Origin of the sequence: Pedobacter sp. Bi126, from assembly GCF_918698245.1 — a bacterium.
Classification (GTDB): Bacteria; Bacteroidota; Bacteroidia; order Sphingobacteriales; family Sphingobacteriaceae; genus Pedobacter.
Genome location: NZ_CAKKMS010000013.1, coordinates 22,805 through 44,297 on the forward strand (window position 1 = coordinate 22,805; position 21,493 = coordinate 44,297).

The 21,493-nt window shown below is 41.5% G+C and carries 18 protein-coding genes; 14 read left to right on the forward strand and 4 right to left on the reverse strand.

Annotation, left to right across the window (positions count from 1 at the left end):
• Positions 1 to 897, forward strand: a complete 897-nt coding sequence (locus LQ201_RS25335) for an SDR family oxidoreductase (RefSeq protein ID WP_230146467.1) — start codon at positions 1 to 3, stop codon at positions 895 to 897.
• A gap of 13 nt (positions 898 to 910) precedes the next feature.
• Positions 911 to 1,300, forward strand: coding sequence for a nuclear transport factor 2 family protein (locus LQ201_RS25340; protein WP_230146468.1), 390 nt, complete (start codon positions 911 to 913; stop codon positions 1,298 to 1,300).
• A 65-nt stretch (positions 1,301 to 1,365) separates the two neighbouring features.
• On the opposite strand, the gene LQ201_RS25345 is transcribed toward LQ201_RS25340, so the two are convergent.
• Positions 1,366 to 2,268, reverse strand: a complete 903-nt coding sequence (locus LQ201_RS25345) for an AraC family transcriptional regulator (RefSeq protein ID WP_230146469.1) — start codon at positions 2,266 to 2,268, stop codon at positions 1,366 to 1,368.
• Between the two features lie 199 nt (positions 2,269 to 2,467).
• Here LQ201_RS25345 and LQ201_RS25350 point away from each other — a divergent pair, with 199 nt between their 5' ends.
• Positions 2,468 to 3,307, forward strand: coding sequence for an MBL fold metallo-hydrolase (locus tag LQ201_RS25350; RefSeq protein WP_230146470.1), 840 nt, complete (start codon positions 2,468 to 2,470; stop codon positions 3,305 to 3,307).
• 171 nt (positions 3,308 to 3,478) lie between these two features.
• Here LQ201_RS25350 and LQ201_RS25355 read toward each other — a convergent pair whose 3' ends face one another.
• A complete protein-coding gene (locus tag LQ201_RS25355) occupies positions 3,479 to 3,808 on the reverse strand; it encodes a helix-turn-helix domain-containing protein (protein ID WP_230146471.1) in 330 nt (109 codons plus the stop codon).
• A gap of 111 nt (positions 3,809 to 3,919) precedes the next feature.
• On the opposite strand from LQ201_RS25355, the gene LQ201_RS25360 reads away from it, so the two are divergent.
• The 8 genes from LQ201_RS25360 to LQ201_RS25385 all read left to right on the forward strand — a co-directional run bounded on the left by LQ201_RS25360 (position 3,920) and on the right by LQ201_RS25385 (position 13,809).
• Positions 3,920 to 4,297, forward strand: a complete 378-nt coding sequence (locus LQ201_RS25360) for a nuclear transport factor 2 family protein (protein ID WP_230146472.1) — start codon at positions 3,920 to 3,922, stop codon at positions 4,295 to 4,297.
• Positions 4,298 to 4,485: 188 nt separating this feature from the next.
• On the forward strand, positions 4,486 to 4,710 hold the full coding sequence (locus tag LQ201_RS25760; RefSeq protein WP_371823073.1) for a DUF417 family protein: 225 nt from the start codon (positions 4,486 to 4,488) through the stop codon (positions 4,708 to 4,710).
• On the forward strand, positions 4,629 to 4,817 hold the full coding sequence (locus tag LQ201_RS25765) for a DUF417 family protein (protein ID WP_371823074.1): 189 nt from the start codon (positions 4,629 to 4,631) through the stop codon (positions 4,815 to 4,817). Before LQ201_RS25760 ends, LQ201_RS25765 begins: the two co-directional genes overlap by 82 nt.
• 271 nt (positions 4,818 to 5,088) lie before the next feature.
• Positions 5,089 to 5,673 carry an RNA polymerase sigma factor gene (locus LQ201_RS25365; RefSeq protein ID WP_230146473.1) on the forward strand — a complete coding sequence of 195 codons (585 nt, stop codon included), beginning with the start codon at positions 5,089 to 5,091 and terminating at the stop codon, positions 5,671 to 5,673.
• Between the two features lie 53 nt (positions 5,674 to 5,726).
• Positions 5,727 to 6,884, forward strand: coding sequence for a FecR family protein (locus LQ201_RS25370; RefSeq protein ID WP_230146474.1), 1,158 nt, complete (start codon positions 5,727 to 5,729; stop codon positions 6,882 to 6,884).
• A 286-nt stretch (positions 6,885 to 7,170) separates the two neighbouring features.
• Positions 7,171 to 10,323 (forward strand): SusC/RagA family TonB-linked outer membrane protein, encoded by a 3,153-nt coding sequence (locus LQ201_RS25375; RefSeq protein ID WP_230146716.1) that lies wholly within the window; start codon positions 7,171 to 7,173, stop codon positions 10,321 to 10,323.
• Between the two features lie 10 nt (positions 10,324 to 10,333).
• The gene (locus tag LQ201_RS25380; protein WP_230146476.1) at positions 10,334 to 12,004 is read left to right on the forward strand and encodes a RagB/SusD family nutrient uptake outer membrane protein; all 1,671 of its coding nucleotides are present in this window, start codon (positions 10,334 to 10,336) and stop codon (positions 12,002 to 12,004) included.
• A 2-nt stretch (positions 12,005 to 12,006) separates the two neighbouring features.
• Positions 12,007 to 13,809 (forward strand): hypothetical protein, encoded by a 1,803-nt coding sequence (locus LQ201_RS25385; protein ID WP_230146477.1) that lies wholly within the window; start codon positions 12,007 to 12,009, stop codon positions 13,807 to 13,809.
• A 161-nt stretch (positions 13,810 to 13,970) separates the two neighbouring features.
• Here the strand turns inward: LQ201_RS25385 and LQ201_RS25390 are convergent, their stop codons facing one another.
• Both LQ201_RS25390 and LQ201_RS25395 read right to left on the reverse strand, forming a co-directional pair.
• On the reverse strand, positions 13,971 to 14,765 hold the full coding sequence (locus LQ201_RS25390; RefSeq protein WP_230146478.1) for a carbonic anhydrase: 795 nt from the start codon (positions 14,763 to 14,765) through the stop codon (positions 13,971 to 13,973).
• Positions 14,766 to 15,094: 329 nt separating this feature from the next.
• Complete coding sequence (locus tag LQ201_RS25395) at positions 15,095 to 15,484, reverse strand: nuclear transport factor 2 family protein (protein ID WP_230146479.1); 390 nt, start codon at positions 15,482 to 15,484, stop codon at positions 15,095 to 15,097.
• 238 nt (positions 15,485 to 15,722) lie between these two features.
• On the opposite strand from LQ201_RS25395, the gene LQ201_RS25400 reads away from it, so the two are divergent.
• The 3 genes from LQ201_RS25400 to LQ201_RS25410 all read left to right on the forward strand — a co-directional run bounded on the left by LQ201_RS25400 (position 15,723) and on the right by LQ201_RS25410 (position 21,023).
• Positions 15,723 to 15,965: a hypothetical protein gene (locus LQ201_RS25400; RefSeq protein ID WP_230146480.1), complete on the forward strand. Its 243-nt coding sequence runs from the start codon at positions 15,723 to 15,725 to the stop codon at positions 15,963 to 15,965.
• Positions 15,966 to 16,019: 54 nt separating this feature from the next.
• Positions 16,020 to 18,092: a sulfatase-like hydrolase/transferase gene (locus LQ201_RS25405; RefSeq protein WP_230146481.1), complete on the forward strand. Its 2,073-nt coding sequence runs from the start codon at positions 16,020 to 16,022 to the stop codon at positions 18,090 to 18,092.
• 387 nt (positions 18,093 to 18,479) lie between these two features.
• A complete protein-coding gene (locus tag LQ201_RS25410; RefSeq protein ID WP_230146482.1) occupies positions 18,480 to 21,023 on the forward strand; it encodes a heavy metal translocating P-type ATPase in 2,544 nt (847 codons plus the stop codon).
• Positions 21,024 to 21,493: the final 470 nt, after the last annotated feature.

Here is a 21,493-nt window from a genome sequence, read left to right on the forward strand (position 1 = left end):
ATGAAAATATTAGTATTTGGAGCCACAGGCTCCCAACAATTCAATATCATACCTGAGGCAATAAAGAAAAACGCAGAGGTATTTGCTGTAACAAGTAATGAGAAAGGTGCTACCAAGTTAAAGGATGCTGGTGCGGTTCCCTTGTTTGGAAACATGGGCGACGCTGCGCAAATGCTAGAGGTCACAAAAGATATTGATGCAATTGCCTTTATGATTCCAGTTTCGTTGCCCAACCCTCTTGACGGATTCCAATTTTCAAAAAATGTTATCGACGCGGCCAAAGCGAACGGTGTTAAAAAAATTGTTTGGAATACCAGCGGTTGGCTGCCGGACCAAAAGACAGGTATGCCCACGGATGATGTAAAACTGGATGTCAAGGATTATCTTTTGGAAAGCGGGTTGCAGTACGTAATAATCGAACCCACCATTTACATGGAAAATATGATGGGCGCTTTCTGTGCACCTTTTGTTTCCGAAAAGAAAAAACTCGCCTATCCGACTCCTGAGCCTATGCCAATCGGTTGGATTGCCTCTAGGGACGTGAGTGCGCTAGTCGTTGAAGCTATCTACAGCGCCGATCTGACTGCGGATACTTTTCAGGTAAGCGGGCTTGAAAATCTTAAGGGAGATGAGCTTGCGGAACGCTTTTCTCAAGGTGTTAGTGAGAAGATAGATTACTACACACAGCCTACTGAAGAGTTTAAAGGAATTTTGGCGCCATTTGTTGGTGATGCTGCAGCTGACGCGGTAGCTTCATATTACAGAGGCCTTCAGGAAAGCAATAAATATCCCCTGAAATTCAATTCTGAAATGGATAAAATATTGCAGAAGCTGCCTGTAAAGATGACATCGCTGGCCCAGTGGGCCAAAATAAACAAGGATTTTTTTATTAAATAAATGTTGATATTATATGGATGCAAAAGATATTGTAGCATCATACTTTGATGCATTGGCAAAAGGCGAAATGGAGCGGACACTTTCGTTTTTTGCCCTTGAGGCCAAATGGGACCAACCGGGCAGAAACAAATTTGCAGGAATTAAAAGCAACCTGGGTGAAATTATTAAAATGTTTGAAGGCATTATGAGTGATACCTTGGGGCATATGACTGTGGCACCAACCGGAAAAATGATGGAAAATGCCGGTCTGGTGGCAGTTCCAGTTTGGTTTAGCGCCCAAAAGGAAGGCAAAACAATGAACCTTGGAGGTTTAGACCTATTTGAAATCAAAGAGGACAAGATTATCCACGTGTGGACGTTTTCAGCAGACCAGCCGGTTGACGACGAGTTTTGGGGAGAATAGCTGTCGAATAGAACGGAGCTGACCGGAATCTTCAAGCTATGCGGCTCCGTTTAAATATTATTGTTTTAAATGAAAATTTTTCCGGCCATAAATTCTGAAGTTGTCATACCAGTCTGAACTTTAAAAAACCTCATCAGATTGTTCGGCTCAGAGAAATTCAGATCATATGCAATTTCATTGATGGTCCTATTAGAGTGAAGGATCTGGTCCTGTATCTCAAATAACAACCGCTGTTTTAACAGCTGGCTTGCTGTTATCTGAAACTGAGCTTTTACGGCTTTATTAAGTGAAATCCTACTGACACCAAGCATTTCCGTGTAGTCTCCGATCCGCTGTTTTTCCTTGAAATGAAGTTCGATCAGGTTCTTAAACAAAAATGGGATCTGTGTATTTCCATCAACGTTTAAAGGCAGTCCGTATTGGCTGGCATATTGACGGTTCAACGATTGTAAAAGATAATATGTCAAAGATCGGATGATGTGCGAACTATCAAATTTACTGTCAATAAGCTCCGTTTTTATTTCGGTCAAAAACTTACAGTATTTTCGAAGATCCTCATGATCAATTGTAATGGACAATGGGAAGCTGAGCTGGTAAAAATACAGCAGACGATAGGTAAACAGCTTATCTGCGAAAAAGTCGTTTAGGAATTCCTCCTGAAATATTAATGTCGTAACTTCCAGACGCTCGACATCGAGTTGCCAGTTACGCTTTTGATAGGGTGAAATGAATATGATTGAATTATCTGATATGTTTATTTGCTTCTCATTAAGCAAAACAATTCCCGATGCTTTTTTAAAAAATAGAATTTCAAAGTAATCAGTATTAAATGTTGCCGTCAGGCTATAGTCAATATCCTTTTCTGTTAATACATTCAGTAGAAAATGTACACCGCACTCGCCTTTATGGAATTTTATTGTTTTCAATTTTTTCGATCCGGCTAAAATTACTAAAATTCCTGTAACCATTTGATCTGAATGTTTTCTCGTGTATAATACCGGTTTCAAATAGCTCAGCTTAGTGCTCATAAACCGATTCTACCACTACTGCTGATCAATGGTTATCAAAACGCCACTTTTTAAACCAGGTTTGATATCCCATGACCGACGCCTTCTATCGACCTTTGTTGCCATAGATAGAGGAATCAAAAAAAGTAAAGTTTAAGTTATGAAAAAATTATTAGTAACAGCTGTCTTGTCATTGACAGCGATAGCGTCGTTTGGACAGAAAGTGTCCGGATCAAAGTCCAGCATTCAGCTTGTAAGGAACGCTACATTGATCATTCATTATGGTGGCCACAAGATTCTGGTTGACCCCATGCTCTCTGCCAAAGGTGCAATCGAGTCATGGGCCGGTATTGCAAGAAATCCGACAGTGGATATACGGATGCCAATGCAACAAATTACCGATAGTGTCGATTTAGTATTGGTCTCCCATACGCATGCTGATCACTTTGATGATGCTGCAAATAATATTTTGAAAAAATCTATAAAGATTATTAATCAGCCGGCAGATAAGGTATTCTTCAGTTCGAAAGGCTACATCAATGCCGAGACCCTTGAAAACCAGACAAAGTGGGATAATATCAGTATAGAGCGGATAAATGGGGAACATGGATCAGGCAAAGTGTTGGAGATGATGGGCAAAACGTCAGGCTTCGTATTAAGAACAAAAGGTGGACCGACAATTTATATTATGGGTGATGCTATATGGACCGACACCATCAAAGCAAATATCAAAAGCATCAAACCTGATATTATTGTGGTTAACTCAGGAGGAGCGCAGATCAAGGGTTTTGAAAATGTGCCGATCATTATGGATGAAAAACAGGTTATGCAACTTATATCCTCAAGCGGAAAGGCAAAAATACTTGCAGTGCATATGGATGCGCTTGACCACTGCCGTACCACAAGACTCACATTAAGCGAGGAAGCAAAAAAAAATGGCGTTGGTAAGAACAAACTGGTGATCCTTAAGGATACGGAGATTTTTACCCTGACCAAATAATCAGAAAACGAAAATACACCGCCCAAAAAGAGTATTTGACTCATTTTTGCGGGTATTTTTATGCAAAAATAATCAACTGCATTTATCCCGGGCACGGCAAAGGCAATTTTCGGTCAAAGGATCTGCTTTTTCGAAATGGATTTTACTAGCTTAGTTATTTGTGATAGATGGTTATAAGTTTTCCAATCCAAATGCTGCAAGTTTGTCAATAATAGGAAATGTATCCAGGCCAAGTTTGGTTAAACTATATTCAACTCTTGGAGGGATTTCTGGAAACGATTTTTTGGTTACAAATTTATGCTCTACCAAAAAATTCAACTCTTGAATCAGCATTTTTTCGCTGATACCGGGAATAGCTCTTTTAAGTTCTCCGTATCTTAATACGCGTTCGTTTATTTGAAATACTATTAACAGTCTCCATTTACCATTCAATATAATCAACGACTTCCTTACCGGACAGTTTTCATCTGACTGTAAAATAATTTTCTGATTTTTTTCCATTGACACCCAGTGTTTCTAACCATTTAGTAAGTACCTAACCATTTGGTATGTACTTGTACGAAGGTAGTCGTTAGCCTACCTTCGTACAAGTAATTTCTAAAATATAAACTTATGTCACAGGAAGAAACAAACAAGCAGCTGGCTATTACCGCTTATCAAAGAATTTTTGGCGACTTGGATGCCACAGGAGTAGATCAATACATGAGCAGCACTTTCATACAGCATAACCCCACAACACCCGATGGGCCCGAGGGCGTGAAAGCGCTTCTCCAAATGCTTATTTCACAAGGTGTTCCCAAACAAAAAATCATGTTTAAACATGTTGTTGCGGAAGGTGATACTGTTTTTCTTCATTCCCGTTATGAAATGGCTGGAAAAGAATGGAGATTTATCGACATTTATCGAATAGAAGATGGGAAATTAGCTGAACATTGGGATGCAATGATGCCGATGCCTGATGAACGTGGCAATAACAACCCTATGTTCTAATTGTACCGTTAAATAATTAGAAAGATTCCTATTTGTCATCTAGCCAGCTCTGATTAAATCAAAGCTGAGCACTACCATCAAGCATTAAAGTAACTAATTTATATTACTAAGAAAACCATATAATTTCAAAAGACTCTCAGGTTTTATTCGATATTGCCTCTCAACCTTTTTAGTTTTATTAAATCACAATGAGGTTGGGATTATTTCTAATCATCACAGGCATATTTGTAGGGCTCTACAGATTTACTCCACTGTGCAGCATGATTGCATGTCTTCTTGTATTTTTGATGACGGTAGGTACATTATCCTTCCTGATTATCACTCCTGAAAGTTGGGTACCCTGGATAATGATCAGGACTGGGGTTTTTCGTATCTATCCGGTCGCGGAAGATTGGTCCTTAAAGACATTTTAATACTTGGTGAGGCAATAATCAAAATGAGCGAGTCGGCCAAACTTTATTTGTCACTTAGATGGGCACATAACAAACCATTGTTGGTCAACTTTCCCACAAAAGCTTGATTTTATTAAACTTGCTTCACAGAAAATCTCACGGAGGTACTGCTATTGGCATGCAGGAGCTTAGTATTTACCTATGATCGAAACGCAACTTCCAGATACTGAGAAATCAAATACTTGTCTTTAAAAAATTTGCACTTTTGAGAAAAAAAATTACATTCGCAAAAGTAATTATAATGGAAGTCCCTGATATGCTGGCTTTTTGAAGGCTTATAAGGTTTACCAGCAATTAATTTTTTTCCAATAGAATTTATCTGAATTGTAGTATCAAACTATGCCGCTAAACAGAAAGCTGACCGATGATGAGTTATCCAAACTTTTAAGATTGGGGCAAGAATCTGCATTTATAGAAATTTATACCAGATACTGGAAAAAAATATACTCCGCGGCCAAAAGCCGCATCAACGATGCGTATGCGTGCGAGGAAATCGTTCAGGAAATTTTCTGTAACCTATGGCGTAATCGTGAACACTTTGAAATTATTAAGGGCTTCGACAACTATTTTTCGGTGGCAGTCAAAAATCAGGTAATCAATTTTCTGGCAAAAAAGGCGAAGATTCTCCGGTACGAGGAAACGGCTAAAAAAACCCATTCTGAAGCGGATTACAGCACCCTGCAGCAGATCAGTTATTCCGAACTGCAGCTACACATCCAGAAGGCATTAAGTGTCCTCCCTAGTAGATCAGCCGTTATTTTTAATTTAAAATATGTCAGCGGCTACTCTCAAAAAAATATAGCGCAGGAACTATCGATATCCGAAAAAACAGTTGAAGCCCACCTGGCCAGGGCGAGAAAAACAATAAAAGAATCTATTTCTATCCTGCTGTTCGCGCTTTTGTTCTTTTCGATAAAAAATTAATCTTTTAAATAGGGATTTTCCTTCCAGCGCTGTCTGTATATAAAACGGGCTTGATGAATAGTGATAAAAATATCGAACGGATGATGGAACTTGCCAAAAAATGGCAGGAAAATACGATAAGTCTGGCCGAACGGGAAGAATTTGATCGATGGTACAATTCATCGCATAAGCACCTGGAAAAAGATAAGGGCGCTGATGAATATGGGTTAGAACAAAGAATGTTGGATTCTATCCTCAAGGAAATCACTCCTAATGTCGTCAAACGACCATCCTATGGCAGAATAGCATTATTTTCCGCGGCGGCCGTTATTACCGTTCTTATATGTCTTGGCCTTCTTTCAAAGATATACCTGACCCCAAAAGTGGCTGCACCCGTTCAGTCAGCAATACAATATGATGCGCTACCGGGATCGAATAGGGCGACATTAACCCTTGATAACGGCGAGAAAATCGACCTTGCCCATGCCCGCAATGGCGACCTCAAGACCGACATTTCAACAAAGGTCAGCAAAATTTCGGGAAACAGGTTGGTCTACAGCCAACTGAGCCGCCCTGGTTCAACTGACCATTCTCAGCCGGTCTATCATACGCTTAGCACGCCACGCTCGGGTATGTTCCAGTTAACACTCTCTGATGGCACACACGTTTGGCTGAATTCTGGCTCTGTTATCCGCTTCCCGAAGGTTTTCGAAAATAAGGAGCGTGTAGTCTATCTTACAGGAGAAGCTTATTTTGAAGTTACCAAAAACCGTCATAAACCGTTTTTGGTCGTTACACCTAAACAAACCGTAGAAGTGCTCGGAACCCATTTCAATGTGAGTGCATATGAGGACGAAACCGTAACCAAGACTACCCTGCTTGAGGGAAAGGTGAAGGTAGCCAGCACTAACAGTAATGGGTTTAAAGTAATCCATCCCAATGAGCAGGCACTCTCCCAGGCAAATGGAATCCAGATTATAAAGGTCAATGCCTCCGACGTCGTGGGCTGGAAAAACGGGTACTTCATTTTCAACCGCACCGATCTTAGGTCGTTGCTTAGACAGTTTTCAAGATGGTATGATGTCGATATCGTTTATAAAGGTGAAGTGCCAAATGATTTCTTCCAGGGACAGATCCGCCGGGATATCAAGCTTAACCAGGCACTCAAAATCCTGGCTTTTGGCGATATACATTTCAAACTTGAAAACAGAAAGCTTATTGTATTACCCTAAATAAATAATGTAAAACCCTTAATAAATGACTATGACGAATCAAATACACTATTAATCAGGGCCAAAATGCCGAAAGTGCTGCAAACACTTCCGGCTTTGATCGAGCCAGCCAACAAATGCATTTTTCAACTAACCAAATCAAACCAAAATTATGAAATTAAATTCATGTGCGGAAACGCCGTCCACATGGACGGTTATGGCCATACGATTTTCGATAACAAAATCAGCCATTTTCCTACTTCTTAGTACATGCCTATTGTTATCGGTAAAAGGGTATGCTCAAAATGTGAGCATATCTAAAAAAAACACACCGTTATCCCAGGTCTTCGATGAGCTGCGCAAACAGACCGGCTATACCTTTTTTTACAAAGATGCTTCTGTAAAAGACCTCAGGGTTTCTGTTTCGATAAAAGATGTCCAGCTGGACAAAGCGCTGAACATCATTCTTGAAAACCAGCCCCTTGTTTTCAGCATTATCGATAAAACGGTAGTGCTTAAGCGTAAAACCGAAAACCCTAAAACTATACCCAGTGCCGTATCTCCCGTCCAAGTTAAGGGGAAGGTCGTCGATGAAACCGGTGGGCCTATCGTCGGCGCTACAGTAAGCGTCAAAGGCACCAAGACCATATCGGCAACCGATGCATCCGGAAATTTTGCCATTTCGGCGCCCGAAGATGCCGTTTTAGTCGTAAGCTACCTTGGCTATCAAACCCAGGAATATCAAAATGTGGAGGGAAACGCAATCGTCATCAAAATGGTTCCGACACCAAAAAATCTGGATGAGGTGGTCGTTGTTGGATATGGAACCCAAAAAAAATCAGATGTCACCGGATCGATTGTCAGGGCAGATCTGGAGTCTTTCCGGACTTCCCCAAATTCAAATATTGCCCAGCTCCTACAGGGCGCTGTTCCTGGTTTGAATGTTGGGCCGGTAACCTCTGCCGGGCAGACCCCAAGCATACAAGTCAGGGGGCAATCTACACTAAGTGGCTCTCAAGGCGTTCTGATCGTTTTAGATGGTATCGTTTATGCTGGCGATCTCTCCAGGATCAACCCCAATGATATAGCATCTGTCGATGTACTAAAGGATGCAAGCAGTAAGGCAATATATGGTGCCACCGCTGCAAATGGAGTGCTTTTGATCACTACAAAAAAGGGGAAAATCGGTAGCAAGCCGATCATCAATTTTTCTTCATCTTATGCTACACAGAATCCTGCAAATATCCTGCATCCCCTTAACAGGGAACAATTCATCCAGAAGATCAGGGACATCAATTGGCGTACGGCATATCTGGCTCCTGAGTATACAACCCCTAATCCTGCCTTTAATGTTCGCTCCGCACTCGACCCCACACAACAGGCTGGTTATGATAATGGTACTGATTTTGACTGGTACGGTGCCGCTACGAATTCCGGATTTTTATATGACCAGCAGGTAAGCATCAGCAATGCAACCGAAAAGACCAACTTTTTCTTATCAGGTGGATATACCAAGCAGAAAGGGTTTATCATCAATAATCAGTTCAATAGGAAATCGGTAAGATTGAATCTGGAAACAAAGGTATTTGATTGGTTAACAGTCGGTACAAATGCATTCGCCTCCTTCGCTGATTATTCCGGTCTATCGCCAAATTTGAGGGATATCATGCTTTACAGTCCATTGAACACACCCTATGATGCAGCTGGAAATATCATACTCACCCCAAATGCCTCCATCAACAATCCTTTCCTGGCTACTTTGGGAAACAATTATGACCGCAGGAACAATCTTTCGGGCAATTTCTATGGCATTCTGAATCTACCGTTCATTCCGGGACTTTCCTACCGTATAAACTATGGTAACAATTATTTCTGGAACCAAAACTACTCCGCTAATCAGTATGCTGCAAATTTTACGGGAGCAGCATCCAAGACAAATGATAATACCTATGACAGTACGCTGGATCACATCCTCACCTACAAGAGAACTTTAAATAATATCCATTCCCTTGACCTCACCATGGTGTATGGATCCAGATCAACAGGTTACCAGACCACCAATGCCAATGGTACCGGATATAACAATATTGTTTTAGGCTATAACAAACTCGACCAGGCAACAATACAAAAGATATCCTCGGGCGCTTACAGCGAAACATACAATTACCAAACGGCGCGGCTGAGCTATGGCTTCCGCCAGAAATACATTCTCACCTCAACGGTTAGGCGGGATGGCTTTTCGGGCTTTGCCTCCAACAACAAATGGGGCATATTCCCGTCAGCAGCATTTGCATGGGTGGCAAGCAATGAATCATTTATGCGCTTTAGCTGGCTGGACAACTTAAAAATGAGAATAGGCTATGGCGCCAATGGGAATCTTACCAACCGTTATGCTTCGCTTGCAACAGTTGGCCAGGGTGCCGCTTATGTATTTGGTGATGGTGGAACGACCTTGTTTGGCCAGGTTGTAAATTCGATGGGAAACAATGATCTTTCCTGGGAGAAAACGGTTGGGATAAATACAGGACTGGACTTTTCTATACTGAAAGGAAGAATCTCCGGCAGTGTAGATTATTATAACACCATTACAAGCAATCTGCTATATAACATCAATATCCCGGAAATAACAGGCTTTTCGTCTATACCAAGTAACGTGGGCAGGATCAGGAACTCAGGGACTGAAATAAATGTGAACACCATTAACTTAAAGCTAGAGAACTTTCAATGGAACTCTGTTATAAACTTCGCCACCAATAAAAACCGGATAAAAGAGCTCCTTGGTACCGGGGACCTGGTTGCGAGCAATCTTTTTGTTGACCGTTCAATAGGTACAATTTACAACTATCAGACTAATGGATTATGGCAGTTAGGGGAAACACCTCCTTCAGGTTATGCTGTTGGAAGCAATAAGCTGGTAGACCTCAACGGTGACGGAAAGATAGACGCGAATGACCGGACATTCCTTGGTTATACGGAACCTGCTTACAGGGTGAGTTTCGGAAATACTTTCAGTTACAAAAATATTTCCCTTTTTGTTTTTCTTAATGCTGTACAAGGTGGAAAAAACGGTTATATGAATGTGAACAATCCATGGACTGATTTGGGGATCCAACAGGGTGATAATGCAATCAGGAACAACTGGTTCAAGGAAATCGACTACTGGACACCATCAAATCCCGGTGCACAGTACAGGATTACGGGCAGCGTACCTGCAGTAGATCCACAGCTTTATCAGCAACGAAATTTCATCAGGCTACAGGAAGTATCATTAAGGTACAATTTTGACGGCCGGATCACTAAAAAGCTAGGCCTGAACAGTCTACAGGTTTTCGTAAGCGGAAAAAATCTTGCCCTATGGACCAAATGGCGTGGATGGGATCCGGAGACACTGCAAGGCCTGGCTTATGGAGCCAGTCCGATTATAAGGGGATATTCTGCTGGTTTAAATGTTACGTTCTAATTCGATGGTTATGAAAAATTCACTAAAAATATTTGTTTTAATTATATTCTTGACGGCCGGTTCTTGCAAAAGAGCATTTCTGGATGAAAAGCCCCTGGACTTCACAAGTACTACAAACTCCTTCAATACGCTTAAGGATTTTAATGCTTCTATCTACAACATATACAACATTGTGCGTACCGAGTTCTATACCTCGGATGAGAATAACCCATTTGATTATATCTATGGCCTTGACCTAGTATATGACGGACAGCCAAGTGGTCCACAACGTTTTAGTAACTACACCACCTCCACGAACCCTACCAGTACTTATCTGGTAAGCCACTGGAGCCGTTTATACAAAATAATTTCAGAAAGCAACACCATTCTGGATAAGTTAGGCGCATCGCAGGTAGCGGGCAATGATATAACTTTCGTTCAGGCCAATGCCAGGTTCTTCAGGGGATTTGCCTACCGCACGCTTGCCTATCTTTATGGCGGGGTTCCCATCGAATTGCACCAGGTGACAAGCCCGAAGACCGATTATGTACGGGCCAGCCGCGAGGAAGTGCTAAAACAATCTATTGAAGACCTGAAGTTTGCTGCTGGCAATCTTCCCAGCATCACAACTGTGCAGGAGGGACAGATCAGTAATGTAGCCGCGCAGCACTTACTGGCAGAGGTGTATCTTGCTGCCGGTCAGTTCAATGATGCGGTTTCAACTGCTTCCCTTGTTATTAACAACAGTAACATGGCCTTGATGAAAACCAGGTTTGGCGCTCAGGCTACAGATCCCGGAGATGTTTATTGGGATCTATTCAGGCCGAAAAACCAGAATAGGACAAGTGGCAATAAAGAATCCATCTGGGTAATCCAATTTGAAAATGATATTCCCGGGGGCTCTTCCACTGCAACGGATATCGCAGGCAGTTACAGATTAGAAAGACAGATTGCACCCTTGATCAGGGATGTCACACTTAGCAATGGTACCAAGCCATTTCTATGGCCAGTATCAGATTATACTGGCGGGCGGGGAATCGGTTGGGCAATATCCACAACCTATTTCTCAAATACAATATGGGCGAGTGACTTTAACAATGATATGCGCAACTCAAATTTTAATTTTGTTAGAACGTACGTTTATAACGATCCAGGTAAGACGGCCTATTTTGGCAAAACGGTCTCAACCGAAGCGCCTCCTGCCGGGGTTACCGTTCCTAGCCGAGCTTTCTACGCTTACCAATCAAAATGCACCACTCCTGGAAAACATCCCGATGGCCTTTTTTCAAATAAAGCAACCCTATTACTGAGCCCTGCAGCAGGCGGCACTTACACAGATCAATATATGTTCCGACTGGCAGAAACCTATCTTATACGCGCTGAGGCATACCTGGGCACTGGGGATAAAACTAAAGCCGCTGAGGATATTAACGCGATACGTTCTCGTGCAAATGCCAGCCCTGTTTTGGAAGGTAATGTTACCATCAATTACATCCTGGATGAAAGGATGAGAGAATTAGGGATTGAAGAGAAACGCAGGCTGACGCTGTCGCGACTTAATATGGTCTATGAACGTACCGTAAATATTGCCAAAAATCCATTAGCCGCCAACATTCAGCCATTCAATAACCTTTGGCCTATTCCCCAGCGGGAGATCGAACGCAATAAGGATGCAATCCTGACACAAAACCCAGGCTACTAACCATGTTCAGTACAAAAATCATATATTATCTACTACCGTGCCTGTTTGCATTTTGCAAACAGGCTTACGGCCAGACCGAACATGCTCCATTGACATATATTATGGATATGGTGCATAACAATCCAGGTGAGGAACCGTATAAAACCAAGTATAATGACCCTTTGGTTATGAAAGCAAACGGGTTCAATGGAATGGTAACCCACTGGTTTGTAAACTGTGCCATCACCTATGACGATTATCAGAAGGGATTGCTGCCTTTAGGAGCGCAGGAAAGAAAGTGGGTTACAGCTAAAGCTGCCGAGATAGACCGTAAGTTACAGGCTTGCAAAAAAGCAGGGATCCAGGTTTATCCTTTTACCGATTTCATTGTATTTCCAAAATCGGTTTGGGACCGCTTTGGAAAAGAAATCAGGGGGACCGGGACAGTAGAAGGTACAGGAGGAATGGCTGAACGTTCTGCAAAACCAGATATGCAGAGCAGGCGGACCCAGGAACTTCTGCGTGCTCAGATAGACGGAATTTTCAAGAGGTTCCCTGATCTAGGCGGGCTCACCCTTCGCTTTGGCGAGACTTATTTACAGGATACTCCTTATCATATGGGCGGTGGGCCTATCAGAAACGGCAAGGAAGGCATTGATGACCAGATTACGATGCTAAATTTACTTCGTGAGGAAGTATGCGAAAAAAGGAACAAAAAACTTTTCTACCGCACCTGGGATTTTGGATATAACTTTCATACCAACCCGGAATACTATCTGGCGGTAACCAACAAAGTAAAGCCCCATCCAAACCTTATTTTTGTGATCAAGTATCAACAGGATGACTTCCATAGGATGACCCCTTTCAATCCGACGATAGGAATAGGAAATCATCAACAGATTGTAGAAGCACAGTCCAGGATGGAAGCTTATGGAAAGGGTGCACATCCTTATTATACAGCCAAAGGCGTTATTGATGGCTGGCCTGAAACAAAATACGAGATCGCCTTTGGTAGCCATAAATTTACAGGCAGAGAGAACGATCGGTCTAAACCAAGAGGTATAAGGGAGATGTTGAGCAACGGACTGCTCAGTGGGGTGCTCACCTGGTCTAATGGTGGAGGTTGGGACGGTCCTTATACCAAAAGCGAAATCTGGACAGATTTAAACACTTACGTGGTTTCGCAATGGGCACTACATCCCAATAAAACGGAGGAAGCAATTTTTAACGAATTTTCCGAAAAACTGGGCCTTCGGGGTTATCAAGCAGATCTGTTCCGACAATTGAACTTACTCACCATTGAAGGAGTTCGCAAGGGTCAGCTCAATAGTTATGCCTCCAATCAGGTTTGGTGGAGCCGTGACCAGTATTTTTCTGCCAAAGCTAATGAGGAGGTGATTGCAGAGATCATCGAAAAACATAAAGAACCAGAAGTACTTTGGGAAAAATCAGAAGCATCTGCCATCTGGAGACAGATTGAAAGCTTATCCAATCAAATAACCTTTCCAAATGCAGAAAATCAGGAAGCAGTTCGTGTCTCTTGTACCTATGGACGGATAAAATTTGAGCTAATAGAAGAAATGTGGCGCCTCATGCTGGAAGCCCATAAATTGAAAACCAAAGGAAAAATGGATAATAATGCAATCCATAAATCGATAAAGCACTATGATTCGCTCTGGGCAGAATGGAGAAATTTAAAAAGTAAAAGCAAGTATTGTGCAACACTATATACGGACCTTGCTTTCAGGAACCAAAGGAAAGGCAGTGTAGGTGAATTGGTTGACAAATTGAGAAAACTCAGCCAATTGCCTTTCCGACACCAATAATCAATAGATGAGCGGTAATTCCTGAGCCAGGCGGCCGTTATCGTTTTCTAGCTTAAAGTCCTGAAATCGAAGTCAAGATTCAAAAATCTAGATAAGCCCCGAGGTACGCCTCGGGGCTTATGAATATTCCCGTATTTATAAAGTAAACGAACTTAGATTATTTAGCGTTTTTTGCCGGGAAGGTTCTGCATCGTTTCTTTTAAAAATTCTACTTTTCCTGTATGAATATCGTACACGGCCCCTACAATCAAAATTTCTCCTTTTGAATATTTGCTGTGCAGGATTGGATCTAGATCCCTTAATACATTTACCTGATCGATCACATTTTGCCTCACAGCATTATTCAACGGATTTCCAGCCATTTTTGCGGTTTTTGCTACAGCTGGTTTAATTTCATTTATCAAGGTAACTATATGGCCTGGAACATTTTCCGGCCGTTCTACTGCAGCGGCTACTGCGCCACATTCTGAATGGCCCAAAACCACAATTAAGCGGGTATACAATTTAAGTACCGCATACTCCATGCTACCGTAAGATGCTGCTGATGAAACCTGTCCGGCAGTTCTTATGATAAAAAGATCACCTAAACCCTGATCAAAAACCACTTCGCTGGGAACCCGAGAATCAGAACAGCCTACGATGGTTGCAAAAGGCTTTTGTCCAAAGCCCAATTTTTTTATGGTTTCTGCACTTTGCCTAGGGCGGGTAGATCTGTTCTCGACGAATCTTTTGTTTCCTCCCATTAGTTTTTTTATTGCAAGGAGTGGATTTTTGAATGCAGAATCACGGTCGACCAGGTAATGGTCATTATCCCATTTTATGGTATCAGTCTTTGATCGCTTTTCATTTACGGGCGTGGCTGATTTGACATTCTGGGCAGATGCAGAATGCTGAAGGTAAAGTAATGTAGTCAATCCCAATAGGATTGTTTTCAGGCTTAAAATCGTGTTTTTCATTAAAAGTAATAAGTTATTTTTTTATGTCTGGTAGTTAAACCGGCAGCATACATGCTTCACAGCCGCTATCTATCAGTTAGATCTGAGTCTTTTGATGCAACAATGTTACATTAAATCTATGGTTTTACCTAATAAACAATTATTGCTTAGGAATAGGATCATTAGAAGTAATTTAACCAGTTATAGGCAAATAAAGTTAGCCCCTAAGGGCTATTCTTATGGGAACACATCCCCTTAATTAAAAGCTTTATGAATTTGGGTGTGCTAAAAGAGGGCATTCAATAGAAATGCCCTCTTTAATTTCGGTCGTAATAAAATAGCGCGCCAAATTACTCTCCCCAGAACTTGTTTTCAAGCTCCTGATCATCAGAAAACAACCATACATTTATGATTTTACCATCTTTTACCTCGAATAGATCTACGCCTGTCATATCCATAGTCCGATCTTCGATAGTACCAGTAAAGTTAACAGGTAACGCTACCATATTGCCATTGATCATCAGGTTCCCGATTGGTTTTAGGGCAAAAGTGCCTTGGGTAGCTTCCATCATTCCACCAACCATTTCACCAATTTCTTTAGGACCAGTTTTTAATCCGGCAAATTGATGCGATCCTGGCTGGTGCCATTGCGCATCTGTACTAAAGTAGGAAAATGCAACAGCTATATCGCCTTTACCTAAGGCTTCCAAATAAGCAGTAATAATTTCTTTCGGCATCATATATTTAAGTTTTTCTGTAAAGTAAGCCTATATATCACTATCGAACAAGTACTTACTGGTTAGTTGGGTACTTACCTGAAGGTTAGATATACTGGTAATCAGATCAAAAAAAACAGAAATAATTATGCATTTGAATACAAACTGCTATAGACCTTATTATTCAAGGCAATTAGCGATCAATAAAAAATAATAAATCATAATCATTAAAATAACTATCTTAATCTAAATTTATAGTGTTTTGAGTTTAGTCTTAGCAATAAAGGGAACAGACGTCCCTGCCAATAGTATCATTTCCATTCAGAACGGAGCAACTGCAGGTTATATCTCCTATTTGGGCATATCCCAAGTCCATTTCCAGAATACGATTAATTATATCCGGTTCCATCAAACCAAATTGTGCTCAATTCAAAAATCGTGCAAAATCCAGGATGGAAATAATCCAACAATCAGTAATTACCGCCCATTAAATTTATGGCGGTAACTTTCTTCATACATCATTTATTGTCTTTTTTATTTTCGTTCCTTTATTCTTAATATGAAAAACCGTAAAAGCAAAGCACTGATTTTTAGTTTCCTCATCATTTCATTTTTCTCAATCAATGCTAATGTATGCGCCCAGCAAAAACCAAACATCATTTACATTTTAGTGGATGACCTTGGATATGGCGATCTTGGCATCCTGTTTCAGAATCAAAGGGGCAAAAGCCTTCCTGCTTTAATGTCCCCACATTTAGATGAAATGGCAAAATCGGGAGCTATATTGACTCAGCATTATGCAAATGCTCCGGTATGTGCACCATCAAGGGCATCTTTAATAACTGGCGTCAACCAGGGTAATGCCACCATCCGGGATAATCAGTTCGATAAAGCTTTGGAAAACAATCATACCATAGCCACGGTATTAAAAAATGCAGGTTATACCACTGTTGCCATAGGGAAATGGGGTTTACAGGGAGCCGATGAAAAACAAAAACCAAACTGGCCTGCACATCCTTTAAAAAGAGGTTTTGATGATTATTTCGGATATATGCGCCATGCAGATGGCCATGAGCACTATCCTGTAGAAGGCATATATAGAGGCAAAAAAGAAATTTGGGCCAACTATAAAGAAGTTTCCGAAGGATTGGAAAAGTGTTATACCACCGATTTATGGACTGCAAAAGCAAAGGATTTCATTATAAATTTTGAGCAGAATAATCAGAAGAAAAAACCTTTTTTCATGTATCTGGCTTACGATGCACCACATGCAGTACTCGAGCTGCCAACCCAAGGGTACCCAACAGGTGGTGGGTTAAAGGGAGGACTGCAATGGACCGGTCAAAAGGGAAAGATGATCAATACCGCTTCTGGCACTGTTGATAGTTATGTTCATTCTGATTATGCAGCTGCTACTTATGATGATGATAAAGACCCAAATACCCCGAAGGTTCCATGGCCAGATACCTATAAAAGATATGCAACAGCGGTAAGACGTCTTGACGATGCCGTTGGCGATATCAGAAAATTATTGTCAGATTTAAAAATCGATGATAATACACTGGTTGTTTTCACCTCTGATAACGGTCCATCGATAGAATCTTATCTACCCAAATCTTTTGTAGCTGTTAAACCCACTTTTTTCAGTAGCTATGGTCCTTTTGATGGAATAAAACGTGATTGTTGGGAAGGTGGGGTGCGTATGCCCTCATTAGCGGTTTGGCCGAAACACATTCCCGCAGGCAAAGTGGTAAACACTCCCTCAATGCTCTCCGATTGGCTACCCACCTTTGCAGGAGCCGCTAAAACCTTTGCACCGGTAAGGACAACTGGTGTATCCCTGCTTCCTTCATTAACCAATATCGGAAAGCAGGATAAAGCTTTGGTATATAGTGAATATTTTGAGGCTGGTAATACACCGGACTTTGATCAATTCGAACCTGGACATGCTGGCAGAAAACGCAATCAGATGCAGCTGATCAGAATAGGAGATTTTGTGGGGGTGCGATATAATATCAAATCAGCGGATGATAAGTTTGAAATTTATAATGTAGTAAAAGATCCAAAAGAAAAAAATAACCTGGCCGGTCAAAACGGTTTCGAGAAGCTGCAAGCTAACATGAAAGCTAAGGTATTGCAGATAAGAATTTCAGATCCAGATGCATTGCGTCCTTATGATGGTACACCGGTACCTGGTATAGCTGTTCCGAAAAACACGAAAAAAGGCATAAAATGGTCGTTTTTCAAAGGAGATTTCCAATTTATACCGTTATTAAATGCTCAAAGTGCTGATCAATCTGGTCTTACTAAATCACCCGTTCCAATTAAAACGGCAAAAGGAATGATCATGTATAAAACCTTTATCAAAATCCCAAAAAGAGGATTATATACCTTTAAACTTGTTTCTGACAACCGTGCATTTGTCAAGCTTCATCAATTTAATTTGCTAGATGCTGATTTTGATTATAAAACCGGGGAAGCCGTTCAAAGGGCTGTCACACTTGATGAGGGATATCATCCGCTCACGATTTATTGTTTAAAAGATCAAGATGCAAAAAAAGGGTTCAAATTGCAATTTAAAGCTGCATCTGGAACATGGGAAGATTTAGGAGAGAAAAATTGCTTTTATTAGTGCGAGTTTATCCATCACAACAGCCCGATAATTTGCATTGTGGTACTTTGAGCACAACCCATGAGGCGGTTGTGCCAAGCCATAAACTTACTGCTATCCCGTAGAATTATGGCAATGAAATCTTTTATAAGAAGCTATTATAATTATATAAAAGATAAGGAAAATTGTGTAAGGCTAATTGCAGGTCCTTATATAGATTTGTGATGTAAAAATTAACATTGAGCGCTTTTAAATGTAGGTTCCCGCTAACTACATTGCCGGAACCGGCTGAACGTAAATATATCCGACAGGACTAAAAAACCCTGGGGGCAGACTGGTGACTTGAGTAAAATTGAATAGTATGTGCTAGTCTCAGTTATTAACCTTAGATCCTTAAGAATTAAAAACATGGAACATCGCTATAAAATAACCGGAATGAGCTGTCAGGGCTGCAGGGCAAAAGTTGAAAATGCACTAAACTCGATTGATGGCATTTCAGCAAAGGTATCCCTTGAGCCGGCTGAAGCCATTATTAGCATGGAAAAACATGTCCCAACCGAGAAATTGCAAAAGGCACTATCTGCGGTGGGAAATTACAGTATTGAGATGGGATCTCATGAAAAAGAGATTTCAAAGACACCTGAGCAAATATATAGTGTTCATCAAGCATCAGCATACAAACATAATTCACCGGCTAAAAAAAACAATATAAACAAAGGAGGAGAAGTGTTCTATTGTCCGATGCATTGCGAGGGCGAAAAGACTTATCCAAGAGCGGGGCATTGCCCTGTATGCGGAATGGACCTGGTGAAACAGCCTGTAAAGATCCGGTCATCACAGTTTACCTGTCCGATGCATCCCGAAATTATCAGGGATAAGCCAGGAGCATGCCCGATCTGCGGGATGGATCTGGTTCCTACCGGAGCTGTTCTGGATGAAGAAGATAAAACTTATGATTCACTGCTCAGAAAGTTTAAGATTGCAGCAGCCTTTACTATACCCATTTTTGTCATCGCAATGACGGAAATGATTCCCAATAACCCACTGTTTGATTTGCTGGAACTTAAATACTGGAACTGGATTCAGTTTGGACTATCCATTCCTGTAGTTTTCTATGCTACCTGGATGTTCTTTCAGCGTGCCTGGATATCGGTGATAACCTGGAAACTGAATATGTTTACCCTTATAGGAATAGGTGCGGGAGTAGCCTGGCTTTTCAGTCTGGTCGCACTGATTTTCCCCGATATTTTTCCTGCCCAGTTTAAAACGCACCACGGGACGGTCTTTGTTTATTTTGAAGCCGCAACGGTTATCCTGACATTGGTACTGCTCGGACAACTTTTAGAGGCCAGGGCGCATGGAAAAACCAATAGTGCCATTAAGGAACTATTGAAACTAGCCCCAAACACCGCCACAAAAGTGGTTGAGGGTAAGGAAGTGTCGGTACCCATTGAAGACATCCACAAAGGAGATCTGCTGAGGGTAAAGCCTGGAGAAAGCATTCCGGTAGATGGCAGCATTGAGACCGGAGAAGCCGTAATTGATGAATCGATGATTTCAGGAGAACCGGTTCCTGTGGAGAAAAAAACAGGCGAAAAGGTAACTTCGGGAACAATCAACGGAAATAAGACTTTTGTAATGGTAGCGGAAAAGGTAGGCTCGGAGACCCTCTTATCCCAGATCATCGAAATGGTAAATTCCGCCAGCCGCTCCAAAGCGCCCATCCAAAAGATGGCCGATAAGATCTCCGGGTATTTCGTTCCGGTTGTGGTGCTCATATCCATTATAACATTTTTATTATGGGCATTATACGGTCCCGATCCGGCTTATGTTTATGCCTTTGTAAATGCGATAGCGGTATTGATCATTGCATGTCCATGCGCGCTGGGGCTTGCGACACCTATGTCTGTAATGGTGGGCGTTGGCAAGGGTGCACATTCAGGCATCCTGATAAAAAACGCGGAATCGCTGGAGAAAATGAATGTTATTGATGTAGTGGTCATCGACAAGACCGGAACGGTAACCGAAGGTAAACCTTCGGTTGAAAAAGTGGTTAGCGTAAATTCAAACTTTACCCAAAAGGATATTCTTGAAAAAATTGTGGCTTTGAACAGCAGCAGTGAGCATCCACTGGCTCAGGCAACTTTACGTTATGGCGAAGAAAACAAGATAGAGGTCAAGCCCCTAACAAGCTTTGAGGCCATCACGGGAATGGGCGTAACAGGCAATTTGGGATCGGAGACACTGGCTTTAGGCAATCAGAAATTAATGGAGCAGATTAAAGCGGTAATAGATCCTGAATTAAAAGAGCAGGTTAAGGCTGCTCAAAAAGAGGGCAAGACGGTCTCTTATCTGTCTGTAGGAGAAAAAGCTGTCGGATATGTTGTGATTTCTGATAAGATTAAGCCTTCCAGTGCATCTGCAATTCAAAAACTCCAAAATGAGGGCATAAAGGTCATGATGTTTACCGGCGACAATGACGATACAGCTAAAGCAGTTAGCGAAACGCTGAAATTAGACGGCTATAAAGCCCAGAGGCTTCCTGAAGATAAATTAAAGGAAATAAAAAGTCTCCAGGCTGAAGGCAGGAAAGTGGCAATGGCGGGAGATGGCATTAACGACGCCCCCGCTCTTTCCCAGGCTGATATCGGCATAGCCATGGGAACAGGAACCGATGTGGCCATACAAAGCGCCGAGATCACCCTTGTGAAAGGAGATTTAAATGGAATTGCGAAAGTAAGGCTATTAAGCCATAAAGTAATGGCAAATATCAAAGGCAATCTCTTTTTTGCACTTGGATACAATATTGTGGGCATCCCGGTTGCTGCCGGCCTGCTGTATCCTTTTTTTGGGATACTGCTCTCGCCAATGATCGCAGCCCTCGCAATGAGTTTGAGTTCCGTTTCTGTTATCCTCAATTCCCTGCGCCTGAGGAATGCAAATATTGATTGATTTTTTAGCAACGGGCAAACTGGACAAGAACTTCCTGATAAGAGGAAAAATTAGCTGGAAGATGGGTAGGTATCTATATTGGCCATTAGGCCATAACCAAATGGGGGATCAATATTATTAAAATCTTAAATTATTAACAAATTGCAACTGGTAAATCCTTTAAAATAGTGATAACTTATTTTTGGAACAGTCTACTATGCATGTAAGCTGGCAAGGTGGCTCAGATAAATTGCTGTTACACATTTTCTGATAACTTCGGTTTCTAGCTGGTCTGCTTATTAAAAATGGGATTTACCTTTTGAAAAGTTTAATAAATAGCCCAATCATATAATGCAAAGTATGGTACCGCCTTTGTCTCGTCGAAAGTAATAATGAACTTCCCCTATACGATTATACCTGTCAATAGCGATGACTCTTCCTTTTCTACCACTTTCATCTATAAGAAGGTCCCCTATCCTGATCCGCATGAG